This window comes from Kineobactrum salinum, assembly GCF_010669285.1.
GTDB classification, from domain to species: Bacteria; Pseudomonadota; Gammaproteobacteria; order Pseudomonadales; family Halieaceae; genus Kineobactrum; species Kineobactrum salinum.
This window is the reverse complement of record NZ_CP048711.1, coordinates 3352707-3365798: the sequence shown is the minus strand read 5'-3', so window position 1 is coordinate 3365798 and position 13092 is coordinate 3352707. Positions and strand designations below refer to the sequence as shown.

Annotated in this window: 15 protein-coding genes and 1 pseudogene; 12 read left to right on the top strand and 4 right to left on the bottom strand. The window is 60.8% G+C overall.

The window, feature by feature from the left end; translation table 11 throughout:
• Positions 1–9 precede the first annotated feature (9 nt).
• Positions 10–1119, bottom strand: a complete 1110-nt coding sequence (locus tag G3T16_RS14845) for an NnrS family protein (protein ID WP_163495921.1) — start codon at positions 1117–1119, stop codon at positions 10–12.
• Between the two features lie 326 nt (positions 1120–1445).
• On the opposite strand from G3T16_RS14845, the gene pabB reads away from it, so the two are divergent.
• The 3 genes from pabB to G3T16_RS14830 all read left to right on the top strand — a co-directional run bounded on the left by pabB (position 1446) and on the right by G3T16_RS14830 (position 4200).
• Positions 1446–2852 carry an aminodeoxychorismate synthase component I gene (gene pabB / locus G3T16_RS14840; RefSeq protein WP_163495920.1) on the top strand — a complete coding sequence of 469 codons (1407 nt, stop codon included), beginning with the start codon at positions 1446–1448 and terminating at the stop codon, positions 2850–2852.
• A complete protein-coding gene (locus tag G3T16_RS14835) occupies positions 2849–3445 on the top strand; it encodes an anthranilate synthase component II (protein ID WP_163495919.1) in 597 nt (198 codons plus the stop codon). The genes pabB and G3T16_RS14835 overlap by 4 nt, the downstream gene beginning before the upstream one ends.
• Positions 3446–3528: 83 nt before the next feature.
• Positions 3529–4200 carry an aminotransferase class IV gene (locus G3T16_RS14830; protein WP_163495918.1) on the top strand — a complete coding sequence of 224 codons (672 nt, stop codon included), beginning with the start codon at positions 3529–3531 and terminating at the stop codon, positions 4198–4200.
• A gap of 54 nt (positions 4201–4254) precedes the next feature.
• Here the strand turns inward: G3T16_RS14830 and G3T16_RS14825 are convergent, their stop codons facing one another.
• Entirely contained in the window at positions 4255–4695 is a 441-nt protein-coding gene (locus G3T16_RS14825; protein ID WP_163495917.1) for a DUF3775 domain-containing protein, read from the bottom strand.
• Between the two features lie 258 nt (positions 4696–4953).
• On the opposite strand from G3T16_RS14825, the gene G3T16_RS14820 reads away from it, so the two are divergent.
• From G3T16_RS14820 to G3T16_RS14810, 3 genes are all read left to right on the top strand, one after another.
• Positions 4954–5604 (top strand): SRPBCC family protein, encoded by a 651-nt coding sequence (locus G3T16_RS14820; protein WP_163495916.1) that lies wholly within the window; start codon positions 4954–4956, stop codon positions 5602–5604.
• A gap of 134 nt (positions 5605–5738) precedes the next feature.
• Entirely contained in the window at positions 5739–6200 is a 462-nt protein-coding gene (locus G3T16_RS14815; protein ID WP_163495915.1) for a hemerythrin domain-containing protein, read from the top strand.
• An 18-nt stretch (positions 6201–6218) separates the two neighbouring features.
• A complete protein-coding gene (locus G3T16_RS14810) occupies positions 6219–6656 on the top strand; it encodes a CBS domain-containing protein (protein ID WP_163495914.1) in 438 nt (145 codons plus the stop codon).
• 56 nt (positions 6657–6712) lie between these two features.
• Here G3T16_RS14810 and G3T16_RS14805 read toward each other — a convergent pair.
• Together G3T16_RS14805 and G3T16_RS14800 are read right to left on the bottom strand one after the other, a co-directional pair.
• Positions 6713–7718: pseudogene (locus G3T16_RS14805) on the bottom strand (class I fructose-bisphosphate aldolase).
• A 150-nt stretch (positions 7719–7868) separates the two neighbouring features.
• Positions 7869–8162, bottom strand: coding sequence for an acylphosphatase (locus tag G3T16_RS14800; protein WP_163495913.1), 294 nt, complete (start codon positions 8160–8162; stop codon positions 7869–7871).
• 148 nt (positions 8163–8310) lie between these two features.
• On the opposite strand from G3T16_RS14800, the gene thpR reads away from it, so the two are divergent.
• The 6 genes from thpR to G3T16_RS14775 all read left to right on the top strand — a co-directional run bounded on the left by thpR (position 8311) and on the right by G3T16_RS14775 (position 13088).
• Positions 8311–8838, top strand: a complete 528-nt coding sequence (gene thpR, locus G3T16_RS14795; RefSeq protein ID WP_163495912.1) for an RNA 2',3'-cyclic phosphodiesterase — start codon at positions 8311–8313, stop codon at positions 8836–8838.
• Between the two features lie 188 nt (positions 8839–9026).
• Complete coding sequence (locus G3T16_RS23150; protein WP_163497123.1) at positions 9027–9323, top strand: DUF72 domain-containing protein; 297 nt, start codon at positions 9027–9029, stop codon at positions 9321–9323.
• A gap of 78 nt (positions 9324–9401) precedes the next feature.
• Positions 9402–10913 carry an FAD-dependent oxidoreductase gene (locus tag G3T16_RS14785; RefSeq protein WP_163495911.1) on the top strand — a complete coding sequence of 504 codons (1512 nt, stop codon included), beginning with the start codon at positions 9402–9404 and terminating at the stop codon, positions 10911–10913.
• 414 nt (positions 10914–11327) lie between these two features.
• A complete protein-coding gene (locus tag G3T16_RS14780; protein ID WP_163495910.1) occupies positions 11328–11777 on the top strand; it encodes a DUF2721 domain-containing protein in 450 nt (149 codons plus the stop codon).
• Between the two features lie 4 nt (positions 11778–11781).
• A complete protein-coding gene (locus tag G3T16_RS22530; RefSeq protein WP_269473232.1) occupies positions 11782–11907 on the top strand; it encodes a hypothetical protein in 126 nt (41 codons plus the stop codon).
• A gap of 2 nt (positions 11908–11909) precedes the next feature.
• Positions 11910–13088, top strand: a complete 1179-nt coding sequence (locus tag G3T16_RS14775; RefSeq protein WP_232059100.1) for a M20/M25/M40 family metallo-hydrolase — start codon at positions 11910–11912, stop codon at positions 13086–13088.
• Positions 13089–13092 lie beyond the last annotated feature (4 nt).

Sequence of the window (13092 nt, the reverse complement as noted above, 5' to 3'; positions counted from 1 at the left end):
TAGTCGTCATCACTCTGGGTCCCGCACGTCAAGCAGCAAATGCATGGCCAACCAGACAAGCGAAGCCGACCAGGCCGCAGCCGCCAGCCAGAGTGCTTCGACTCGAACATCGAGAACAGTGTCCGCCGCCAGCCGTGACAATGCGGCCACCGCCATCAACCCCATTGTGCCCAGCATCAGCATGGCCGGAGGGGGACGCTTCCATTGGCGCTGGTAGTGCTGGCGAGCCATGACAGCAGAAGCGAGAGTGCCCACCCCACCCACGGTGACCAGGTGTAATACCGGCCGTTGTCCCGTTCCGTGCAGCAGCAGGGTTGTCCCCAACACGGCCAACCCCAGAGCCACCCAGCCGTAGCCGAGACCGGCCGCCCAGAGATCAGAGCGCCGGCAGTACCAAAGACGCCAGCGAAGGAGGCGGATTGTGGCCACCAGGCCCGCGACGAGCATCAAGGTACCGGGCACGATCCCGGTGACGGGAGCTGCAAGCGCGACCACTGCCGCGCCAAGAAGCAGCAGCAGCCATGACTCAAGCCGTGGTTGCACCCTTGCATCAAGAAACAGGCCGCGTTCGCGAAAGGCGCCAGCTGCAGCCGGGGCAATCAGGCGCCCACCCATGAACAGCATTAATGAAGCAAACAATAGCACGCCCAGCTCCGCCAGCGGCATGCGGATACCCGATAGCCATATCAGCGGCAGCATGATGATCGCGCCAAGCAGCGGCATGACAGCCTTGTTGCGCCACTTGCGGGCGTTTCGGAAACGGGGAATGACCAGTGCACCCAGTATCAGGGCAAAGAGCGAGCTCAACAGTTGACCGGGCAGTGAGACTGGAAGCATCACAGCGGCGATGCGGGCCGCCAGCCAGAGCCCCGCGAGCGCCAGCAGCCAGCGCCGAGACAACGGGCCCAACAGGTAACCGCCGACCAGCGCCAGAGCAAAGCCGAAGAACATCTCCCGCCCATGGCCGGCGCCGATCAGGCCCGGCGGCCAGCCGCCGCCGGTCATGGCCACGACTGATAGCGGCGCGGCCACGGCGCCATATAAAGCAGCCAGCGGGTAAAAGAGGCGGCCCGCATCCGTGCGGATCGGAATCTGGCATTTCTGCGATGGCCCATGCATAAGCTGACCGAAACAGGGTGTCTCTCACTGGCATGTTATAGCCCCGAGGCTTGATTGCATAGTTGTAGTGCAGCGAACTAATGCGTGAAATTCCCGTTGTGGGGCGTTACACTCTGCAGCCACAGGATCCGCCTTCCTGTGCTGGATTGACGGCTGGTGACGACTCTTGATCTATGCGCCAGACGGTGGCCTGATTCAATTCTATCGGTGGAATTTCCGGGTTCGGTATGCGTAGCGCATTTGACTTGGCGGCGATTGTGGCGCCTGTCATATCCTGCGGTATTATTTGATTTTCTCGGCCATGGTATGCAACAGCCAAGACTATAATGAAATTGTACAGCTTTCCCTGCGCGTCCCGGGAGCCGCATGAACTCTTTGCGGCACTGAGCCGGCATTCTTACAGCCTGTTCTTCGACAGCGCCGACAGGCACCATGAACTGGCGCGCTATAGTTATATAGTCTTTGACCCGATCGAGACCATTGAGGCCAAGAATGGCACAGTCTGCATTCGCGGAGCCGAAGGAAAAATCACGCTGCAGGGGCGCGGGATCGACTGTGTCAGGGACAGACTCAAGATCCACGGATTGGACAAACGGTCCCACGATCACCTGCCCCCATTTCAGGGTGGCGCCGCAGGCTTGTTCGGCTACGACTTGACCAGGGATCTGGAGAAGCTGCCCGCGATGGCGCAGGATAATCCGGAAATTCCGGATATGGCCGTGGGCATCTACGATCAGGTCTTTGGCTACGATCACCAGCAAAAAACCGGCTGGTTTATTGTCCACGCCGAGGATAAATCCAGCGCCAGGACCCACTTCGATCACTTCATTCAGTTGACCGGTGAAACACCGGGACAGGGGCCGGCCACCAGCAGCCAGCGCTGGCAGTCTTCCCATACACGCCGGGAATATGAACGGGCCGTCCAGCGTGTCATCGACTACATCCATGCGGGGGATATTTTTCAATGCAACCTCTCGCAGCGCTTCGAGAGTAGGCTGCCGGAGGGATTCGATACCTGGGCGCACTACCTGAGGTTGCGGCAGGTGAATGCGGCACCGTTCGCAGCTTTCATGAATTTCGGCGCCGTGAAGATTTCCTCGGCATCGCCCGAGCGTTTTCTTCTGGTTCGGGATCGGCGAGTGGAGTCACGGCCCATCAAGGGGACTCAGAAGCGCGACAGGAACGAAGCGGCAGACCGGCTCAATCGTGCCAGGCTTGAGAACAGTGCCAAGGATCGCGCCGAGAACATGATGATTGTCGACCTGCTACGCAATGATCTGTCGAAGGTTTGCGAGGACGATTCCGTCGAAGTGCCTGTATTGTGCCGGTTGGAGAGCTTCGCCAAAGTTCATCACCTCGTATCCGTGATCGAAGCCACGTTGAAGACAGATCAGGAACCCGCTGACTTGTTGCAAGCCTGTTTTCCGGGAGGGTCCATCACTGGCGCGCCCAAGGTACGGGCAATGCAGATTATCGAGGAGATGGAAAGCAAACGGCGCGGCCCCTATTGCGGCACACTGGGTTATATAGGCTATGACGGCGCCATGGATACGAATATCGCGATCCGCACGCTGGTCTACCAGGGCAACACCGTCAGCTTCAACGTGGGTGGTGGCATTGTCGCCGATTCCGTTACCGCGATTGAATACGAGGAGACACTGAGCAAGGCCGAAGCGATCTTCGACAGCTTCGAAGCGGCGGCAGACAACTCAGCCCCCGCCACCGCCCCATGATACTGCTGATCGACAACTACGACTCCTTTGTCTATAACCTGGCGCGCTACGTCGGCAGGCTAGGCCGATCCCGTCAGGTCGTGCGTAACGATGCCATCACGCTGGAGCAGATTTCTGCAATGAAGCCGGCGGCAATTATTCTTTCACCCGGCCCCTGTACGCCAGCGCAAGCGGGCATCTGCAACGAGCTGATCCTGCGTTTCGCGCACAGCATACCCATTCTGGGTGTCTGCCTGGGGCATCAATGTATTGGCGCACAGTTCGGCGGCCGCGTGATCCGCGCTCCGCGGCCCTGTCACGGCAAGCCGGCCACAATCGAGCACAACCAGGAGGGAGTTTTCCTGGGCCTGCCCAATCCATTGGAAGCGGGCCGCTATCATTCACTGACTGTTGATTTGACTGCCGATTCGCCGCTCTGTGTGACAGCCCGTTCCCTCGATGATGACCTGATCATGGGCGTGAAACACCGGGAGTACCCGCTCTACGGTGTACAATTTCACCCTGAATCGGTGTTGACACCGCAGGGGCTGGAGATGATCCATAACTTCATCACCGCCGCCGATCACTGGAACCGGGCACGGGTATCGACATGAAAATCTGGCTAAACGGTGAGTTCGGCGACGAAAACACACTCGCTGTCCGGACATCGGATCGCGGACTGACGCTGGCAGATGGCGTGTTCGACACGATGCTGGCCGTCGACGGTGAGCTTTGCCTGCCGGATCTCCATTTCGAGCGGCTTGTGCGCCACGCGGCGCTGCTGAAGATAGATTTCAGCCTGGATTTTACAGCGACTGCAAGCGCGCTGTTACAGCGCAACGGGTTTACCACAGGGCGCTACGCCATCCGCACCACCGTCACTCGCGGGCCGGCGGCGCGCGGTCTCAGGATTTCAGAGCAATCGTGGCCCACGCTCATCATGCGCGCCGACTCCGTGACGATGAGTAATGAGGCGGTGACAGTTATTATCGCCAGTACAGTTCGCCGCAATGAGCATTCGCCGCTTTCGAATATCAAATCCCTGAATTACGGTGACCAGCTGCTGGCGTCAATGGAGGCGCGGGAAAGGCACGCGGATGACGCCATCCTGTTGAATGGCAGCGGCCACGCCTGCTGTGCCACCACCAGCAATTTATTTATTGTCGAAAAGGGCAGATACTTCACGCCACCACTTCAAGACGGCGTCCTCGACGGTATCACCCGGCGATCCTTCATCGAGAATCATGAGGTTTGTGAACAGAGTATTGCGCTTGAAAGACTGTTGGCCGCCGAGGCTGTATTTCTAACCAACAGTATTTTTGGCGTCCGGCTGGTCCGGGAAATCGTCCAGGATCAACGCACCAGATAGCGTGCCCGGAAAGTCACAAGGGGCCATCCCTGCCACGCGCCTGGCGCTCCGTGCTCAGGGCTCGCCCATCGCCAGCAACTCGCCACAGTTGTACCCGTGCTGTTCCAGCCCATCCTGCAGATGCGAGGCCAGCAGTGGATGACCGAGCAGATAGGAAGCGGTGTCAGGGGTCCATTCGTCACGCGCCAGATCCAGCGCCTCCTGCCATTCGGTCAGCAGATAGTCTCCCCGACCGAGCCACATCATCGCCACGACCTCCTGTTGTTGCCGCGGCTCCAGCTCGTCAACGATGGCCGCAAACTCCTGTTCCGCGGTCTGTTCGCCGTGACCTGCCAGCATTGCGCGCTGCTCATCCTCGTCCAGACTGTTCTCCAGGGAAATGCTGCCCTCCAGCTCCGGGGCGTCCTCCTCTGGCACTATCGGCTCATCCAGGCCATGCAATTGTCGGGATATCTCGATCAGTCGGCAGATGACATCGGGATTGACTTCCAGCATGAGTGCGCCCTCCTGTATCAGCGAATTCACGGGTGACCCAAGCACAGTATAGAAGACGCTGATATTAAAATGGCAACTGGAAGGCGTAAGTTTTACTCCGATTTCGGAAAAACTTACCACGGATTTCGAACCTGCCCCGCCAGAATCCTTTGCTCTCGCTCAGGTGGGCGAGAGGCACAGAGATTGCATGGATCTCCTCGTGCAACACCTCGACCCCGATTTCAACAGACACATGCAATGCGACAACAGGAGGTATATATGCTGGATTTGCACAAGCATCATCGGCATCACCTGGACCGCCGCCAGGGGGGCTTTGCCGGAGCAATCCTGCTGGGCGCAGTGGCGGCAGGTGTGGTCGCCTATTACGCCAGCAAGCGAGGACCCAAGCGGCTACCATTGATTGGGGCCAGGCACCGCAAGGTGCATCTGGAAGGCTCGGTCAATATCGAGCGCAGTGCCGAAGACATCTACAACTACTGGCGCAACTTTTCCCAGTTACCCAAAGTGATGACCTTCATCGACCGTGTAGAGGATAGAGGGGCCGGTCTTAGCCATTGGGTCGCGAAGGGGCCGCTGGGCCACAGTATCGAATGGGACTCTGAAGTTGTCGACGACATCCCCAACCAGAGACTGTCCTGGCATTCGTTGCAGGGCTCTGACCTCCAGACCTGGGGTGATATCCAGTTCCGGGAAGGCCCTCATGGCCGGGGTACCGACGTAGTCGTGCACCTCAACTTCGAGCCCCCCGGCAAAATTGCCGGGGCCGCGGTAGCCCATTTTCTCGGTGGACTGGAGAAGGCCATGCTCAATCAGAACCTGCGCAATCTGAAAGCGTACATGGAAACGGGTGATGTACCTACCAACCGGAATCAGGGGGACGGTGCCCAAGACCACAGGCAACCGGCATGAAAGCGCTCTGCTGGCACAGTGCCGGAGACATCAGGGTGGAGAACAGGTGCCCGCCCCGGGGATCGTAACAAACGTACCAAGGTAGTAATGCACCCCGGCCAGAGCCGGACCCGAGAATCCAACGGAGAACAACCATGACCACCAAACAATCAGCGGGCGGCAAAGACGCCCTGGCCCTGCTTCGCGAAGATCACGCCAATGTCAAAAAGGCGTTTGCCGAATTCGAGGAATTGGGGGATCGCGCCTACGTCGGCAAGAAGCGCCTGGCGGAGGAGATCTGCAAGGATCTGGAACTGCACACGCGCATCGAGGAGGAAATATTCTACCCCGCTGTACGCAGAGCCTTGAAAGATGCCGCGCCGTTGCTTGATGAGGCGCTGGTCGAGCATGGTTCGGCGAAGACACTGATAAAGCAGATTCAGGGCATGGATGCCAGCGCCGAACTGTTCGACGCCACGGTCAAGGTCTTGTCAGAGTATATTGATCACCATGTGAAGGAGGAGGAGCAGGAAATGTTTCCGCTGGTACGCAAGACCGATCTGGACCTGAAGGTTCTGGGCGAAGAACTGTTTGCGCGCAAACAGAAACTCGCCTGAACCTCACTGGAGTCAGCCATGAAAGTCGAATCCGCGATGCAGTCAGTTGCCGGACAGCTCAACGCCGCGGACAGCCTCGAAACTGCTGCCGGCATGCTTGAGCATCGACGAGTAACCGCGCTGCCCGTTTTCCAGCGGGACGGTAGTCTGCTGGGGCTGCTCACCGCCAAAGATGTTGCACGCGCCAGTTTCGATCGGCAGGTAACGCCGGCCGCGCCGGTGGCTGACGTCATCCGCATCCCCCCCATGACCTGCAGGGGCGAAGATGAACTGGAGTCGCTCGCAGCCAGCGCCAGGCAGGACGATGTTAGCCATCTGGCGGTCCTCGATGGGCAGGACAAACTTCTGGGGATTGTTGACCTCATTCAGTACCAAGCCGCGACCGGCCAGCAAAATGACGTGGACGAGGCGCTGAAAGAGACATTTCCGGCCAGCGATCCCATCTCTCCCGGATGAAGCAAGCGGCGAGTGCATTGCACAGCCGACACTTCCGTCAGAGGGCTTCCCGGCCGCTATGCCTCCCCAACCGCACCCTGCATCGCCCACTGGTTGAGGCGAGCGCGTTCCCGGAACACACTCTGGGCTGCATCCACGTTTTCCGGCTTGCCTCCCCACGCCGCCAGCGCGGGTTCCTGTAGCGCCCGGGCAAAGGAAAAACTCAGCTGCCAGGGCGCCTGGTCGCGCAGCTGATTCATGGCATTCAGGTTGGCCGTGGCTTCCTGGGGCGTCTGGCCGCCCGACAGGAAATTGATGCTGGGTACCGCGGCGGGAACCGTCCGGCGCAGCGTCTTCAAGGTGGCTTCCGCCACCTGTTCCGGGGTCGCCGAACTGGCCTGCTTTCCGGGTGTCACCATGCTGGGTTTCAGCAGCAGGAGTTCGAGCCGGACACCGTACTGGTGCAGCGCGTGGAACACAGAGTGCCACACCTGCTCGTTCACCTCGGCGCTGCGTTCAATGCTGTGGTCACCGTCGATCAATACTTCCGGCTCCACGATGGGCACCAATCCTGCAGCTTGGCACACCGCGGCATAGCGGGCGAGCGTGGCGGCATTGGCCGCCAGACCCAGCGGCAGGGATTGTGTGGGACACTGGATACACCTCGCGCCATTTGGCAAAGCGCGCCCCCTGCCCGTGATACTGCTGCAACCGCTCCTCAAGGCCATCCAGGCCATAGGTAATCATGTCGCCGGCCGCACCCGGCAGCGGACCCTTGCCCTTGTCCACCTTGATACCAGGGACCATTCCCTGCTCAACCGCCAGCCGGGGAAGCAATGTGCCGCGCTCATCCGTCTGTTGCAGGGTTTCCTCGAAGAAGATTACCCCTGCAATATAGTTGCCTATTTCCGGGGTGGACAACAACATGCTGCGATAGGCGCGACGGCTTTCCTCGTCGGCTTCCAGTTCCACCGCAGCAAAGCGGCGTGAGATCGTCCCCGTGCTTTCGTCCGCGGCCAGAATACCGCGTTTGCCATCAACCAGGTCTTCTATGGTGTCCTGCAGTTGCGCGCTGACTGACATTGGCTACCTCCAGATTCAAGTCCATACAGTACAGCCTAGACGCTGTTGCGACACTCTGCCAAGCGCGAATCGCGCCTGGACGGGACTGCTCAAGCCCCGTTTGCGGCAGGGGGCGGCCGGCTGGACGCAGCACAGCTGGCAGGACCGAGCTCAGACTGTCGGCCGCTGCTGAAAACCCTCGACATCCGGCGCCACAATGGTTTCGCTGTGCACGGCGCTGACCCGTGCGGCCGACGGCCCCGAATAACAGTCGCGAACCATGGCCGATACCGCGTCGGCAGGGCCGCTGACGACAGCCTCGACGGTGCCGTCACGCCGGTTCCTGACCCAGCCGGCCAGACCTCTCGTACGCGCTGCCGCCGCCATCCACGCGCGGTAGGACACACCCTGAACGGTGCCGCTGATCACGAGCCGCCGCTGGATTGACTCACCTGTTGTTGCCATTGTTCAAGCATAGCCGGTAGCCGAAGTCCTGGCGAGTGCGCGGCTGCTCCGGGTGGCCTGCTCCGGGTGGCCCCCTCCCCGAGAGGCCGGTATAGTCGGGACCACGGGGCTGCGACCCGGTTGCCTGTCCCGGCGGAGAAATCTATCCATGTGCGTATTTTTTGGCCTTGAACTGGATTCGGATACCAAACGGGCAGTCGCCGACTGGCGGGACCGCTATGGTCTCGCTCACGGACAGCCAGTGCCTGCCGACAATTTCCACCTCACCCTGGCGTTTGTCGGCGAGGTGGACCATCGCCACCTGGAAACCCTGACACAGGCAGTTGATCAATGGGCATCCGGGTATACTGTCGGTGCTGGCCGCCTGGTGCTGGATCAAGCCGGATACTGGCAGAAACAGCGGATCTACTGGTTGGGACCGGAGCAACCACAGCTGGAATTGGCCCGCCTGGCCGTGAAATTGCAGAATCTCGCTGGGCCCGCTGGCGCAAGACGGCAGCGGAAACTGTTTGTACCGCACGTGACACTGTTTCGATCTTGCGCAGAACCACCGCCCGCCCCGGTGGTGGCGCCCCGGATCGACGTGCACTATCAGCACTTCACCCTGTTCGAAACCCTGCAAGGGAGGCAGGGAGTCAGCTATCGGGCGCTGCAGCACTGGCCGCTGAACCGCTAGCCGGCGGCTACTCCAGTGCGACCTCTTCCTGGCGCCGGGTCGTTGTCAACCGGACGGAACTGGCCAGGGAGAGATGACCAAGTTCCTGAGAAAAGTCCCCCAGTAAATGCCGGCAGAGCAGGAGGCCGGATACGATGCTCACGGACTGCAATTTCCCCGGCGGCAGTCACTGACAGAGTCTATAATTTCTGCATGGTCGACACGGCGACAAAGAGCTGTACAAAAGCGGCTACTCGAACGACGCGCTGGATCGCTGGAGCCGCCGCATCCAGGCATGGAGCGAGGGCAGCGAGTCGGCCGATGCCCGCCGCATCAGTGCCAGACACGCAGCCAAGCGCAAATCCCGTGATGTGTACTGTTATTTCGATAACGATGTGAAGGTCTGTGCACCCTTTGATGCCCGCCAATTGCTGCGCAAACTCAAATGGACCGATTCGCTTCCGCTGAAACCGGGTGAAGTGCCCGACGAAGACAATCCACTATGAATTGGCAGCGGGGCGAACCGGTTGCCCGGCACCGGCCCGTCCGACAGCAACTGCCTGCCATGCACAGGAGAATACGCAATGGCCAAGACTGAGCAGAACGATGGCTATTGGAATGCCACCGCCGCATCACCCAATTTTCCCACCCTGGCCGGCGATATCGAAGTCGACATCGCCATTGTCGGCGCCGGCATCGTCGGGGTTACCACCGCACGGATGCTCAAGAACAAGGGCCAGACCGTGGCGCTCATTGAGGCCGGCCGCCCAGGCCGCCAGGCCACCGGCAAATCCACCGCCAAGGTCACCTCCCAGCACGGGCTGACTTACCAGGTCCTGGAGCAGAAGTTCGGACGCCACTGTGCCGGACTCTATGCCGAAGCCCAGGAAAGCGGTCTGCGCACCATCCTCGGCCTGATCGCGCGCCACGGCATCGATTGCGATGTCGAGGCTCGTCCCGCCTGGGTCTATACCTGCGAGGAAGCGCATGTGGCGGCGCTGGAGAAAGAGGCCGATATCACCCGCCTGCTGGGCCTGCCATCGTCGCTGAGCCACACCACCGACCTGCCCTTCGATGTGCTCGCCGCCCTGCGCTTCGATCAGCAGGCCCAGTTGCATCCGGTCAAGTACCTTAGCGGCCTGGCACAGACCATCCCTGGCGAGGGCTGCCATGTCTTTCAAAACAGCCGGGTGACCGGCTGGGAACCGACCCGGGTCGAGACTGCGCAGGGCAGCGTCAAGGCTCGCCACGTGGTGATGGCGACCCATCTGCCGCTGGGCACAGTCGGCGGCTACTACACCCGGGCCTTTCCCCATGCCGAGCCCGTGATAGCAGCCCGGCTCAGCCAGGTACCCGATGGCATGTATGTCAGCGTAGAGCAGCCACGACACTCGCTTAGAACCCACCGCAATGCCGCCGGCGAGGTGTATGCCATCGCATCCGGCGGCCGCTTCAAGCCCGGCGATACCGAACAAGAGCGGCATTGTATGCAGGACCTCGAGCACTGGCTCGGTACCCACTTCGCCACCGGTCCAGTCGAACACCGCTGGATCAACGAGGACTATGCCTCGGTGGACAGCGCCCCCTATGTCGGCTGGTCCTCCTCCATCGGCGGCAGCTATCTGGTCGCCACCGGCTTTGCGGCCTGGGGCATCAGCAACGGAACCGCCGCGGCAATGATCCTGGCCGACCTCGCCACCGGACAAGACCACCGCTGGCTGGAACTGTTTGACGCGAAGCGGGTGAAGCCCGTCGCGGGTGGCCGGGAATTTCTGAAAGAGAGCGCGGAAATCGCCAGCCACCTGGTCGGCGGCTACCTGTCGCGCAAACCCGGCTCCTGCGAGGAGCTGGCCAGTGGCGAGGCCGCCATCATGAAAATCGACGGCCACAACACCGCCGTGTACCGCGATACCGGCGGCGCTCTCCACGCGGTGTCGGCGGTCTGTCCCCATCTCGGCTGCCTGGTGGGCTGGAACGAAACCGACCGGACCTGGGATTGCCCCTGTCACGGCTCACGCTTCGACCTGAACGGCGAGGTGATCCACGGACCGGCAACGCAACCGCTGGCCGGCAGGCACGTTGACAAGCCGGCCTGACAGGCAACCGGACAGCGCGATCCTTGCTGTCCCTCAGGTTGGCTACCAGGGCAAACATTCGCCGAGGGCAGATCAATCCTGGGAGACACTGCGTTGCGGCCCCATGGTTGGCTACCAAGGTAGAGACATCGGCCGGGGTGCGGTGTTCAAGACCGTATGCGACATGGATTTCGCATACGAGCCTCCATGGATGGATTCACGGCGTGTCTTGAACACCGCACCCCGGGTGATGGCTCGGCGGTCGAAGTGTTGACCTTCCGCACGAAGACCCGGCACCTGTGGTCAAATCTTCTGCGAAACCATAAAACAGCAATCCACCAGGATCCAGGACCGATCTGCCGTTGGCGAATGTTTGCCAGTCCGGGATAATTGCCGCAAACTGGTGCTTTTTCCGGCAACTGGAGCTGCGCGCATTTGGACGATTCGATTACTGCTCTGGCCAGCATCATACAGATCGCCGTTGCACCGGTATTTCTGCTGGCGGGGATAGCCGGCTTCCTCAACGTGATGTCCGGCCGTCTCGGCCGCATTGTCGACCGGGCCCGCATTATCGAGCGGCGGGTCAACACGCTCAGCGACGAGGCCAGGCTGGGCCGGGCCAATCACGAATTGCGTACGCTGTGGCGCAGGGTGCATATCATCAACTGGTCCATCGGCATGTGTACCGCATCCGGCCTGATGGTCTGTATCGTGGTCGTCGGGCTTTTTGTCGGGGATTTCTGGTCTCTGCACATGGCCAACTTTGTGATGGTCACCTTCGTGTTGTCCATGCTGTTGCTGATCATTGCCCTGCTGCTGCTTATCCGCGAGGTGCAACTCGCCACGCGGTTGTTGGTTGCGGGACAGGAGTTCATGGAGGAGTAGACTTATGCGCAGATATTTTCAAACAGTGGTACTGATGCTGGGCGTCCTGTGCGCCTCCGCCCAGGCCGGAATTTCCGCGGCCGAAAAGCGGATGCTGGAATTCATCGACGCCACCAATCCCGGGCCCTGAAGTTGCTGGCCGAGAGCGTCAATATCAACAGTGGCACGATGAACCTGGAAGGCGTGCGCAAGACGGGAGAACTGTTCCGGGCAGAGTTTGAAGCACTGGGCTTTGAAACCGAGTGGCAGGATGGAGCCGGGTTCCAGCGCGCCGGGCACCTGGTGGCCCGCTACGCAGGTGCGGACGCCGGGCCCAAAATACTGCTGATCGGCCACCTGGATACCGTGTTCGAACCGGACAGCCCGTTCCAGAGGTTCGCGATGCTGGATGATACCCTCGCAACCGGGCCCGGAATTGCGGACATGAAGGGCGGGAATGTGATCATGCTGCAGGCGCTGGCGGCACTGCGGGCCGTGGACGCGCTGGATCAGCTGGATCTGACCGTGGTACTCACCGGCGACGAGGAGTTGAGCGGCCACCCGCTGAACCTGTCGAAAAAGGCACTGGTGGATGCCGCCGCGCATGCGGATATTGCGATCGGCTTTGAAAATGGCGATGGCGACTACCGGACCGCCAATATTTCCCGCAGAGGCGCCAGCGACTGGACGCTGCGGACCACAGGCAAGCCTTCACATTCATCCCAAGTCTTCCGTGAAGACATCGGTCCCGGCGCCATTTTCGAGGCCGCGCGCATTCTGCACAGCTTTCAGGCTGACGAGACGCTACGGGGCGAGCAATACCTGACCTTCAATCCGGGCCGCATTGTCGGCGGTACCACAGTCACCGACAACGCAGCCGACAACAGCGGCACCGCTTTCGGCAAAAGCAATGTGGTGGCCGAGTCCGCGTTCGTGAATGGCGACCTCCGCGCAGTCTCGCGCGAGCAGTTGCTGCGCGCCCGGCAACGAATGCAGCAGATCGTAGCCGACAATCATCCCCACACCAGCGCCACTATCGAGTTCGAGGACGGCTATCCCCCGATGGCACCGACAGACGGCAACAGGAAGCTGCTGGCGCTGTATTCCCGGGTCAGCGAAGATCTTGGTTTCGGCGCAGTGCAGGCCGTCAATCCGCTGCGGGCGGGTGCTGCAGATGTGTCTTTTGCCGCCGACCATGTGGAAATGGCCATTGACGGCCTTGGCATGAGTGGCAGCGAAGGCCATACCGTTGAAGAAAAGGGGAACCTGGAATCGCTTCCCCTGCAGGCAAAAAGAGCGGCCGTCCTGCTGTACCGGTTGGCAAAGCCCTGAGCCG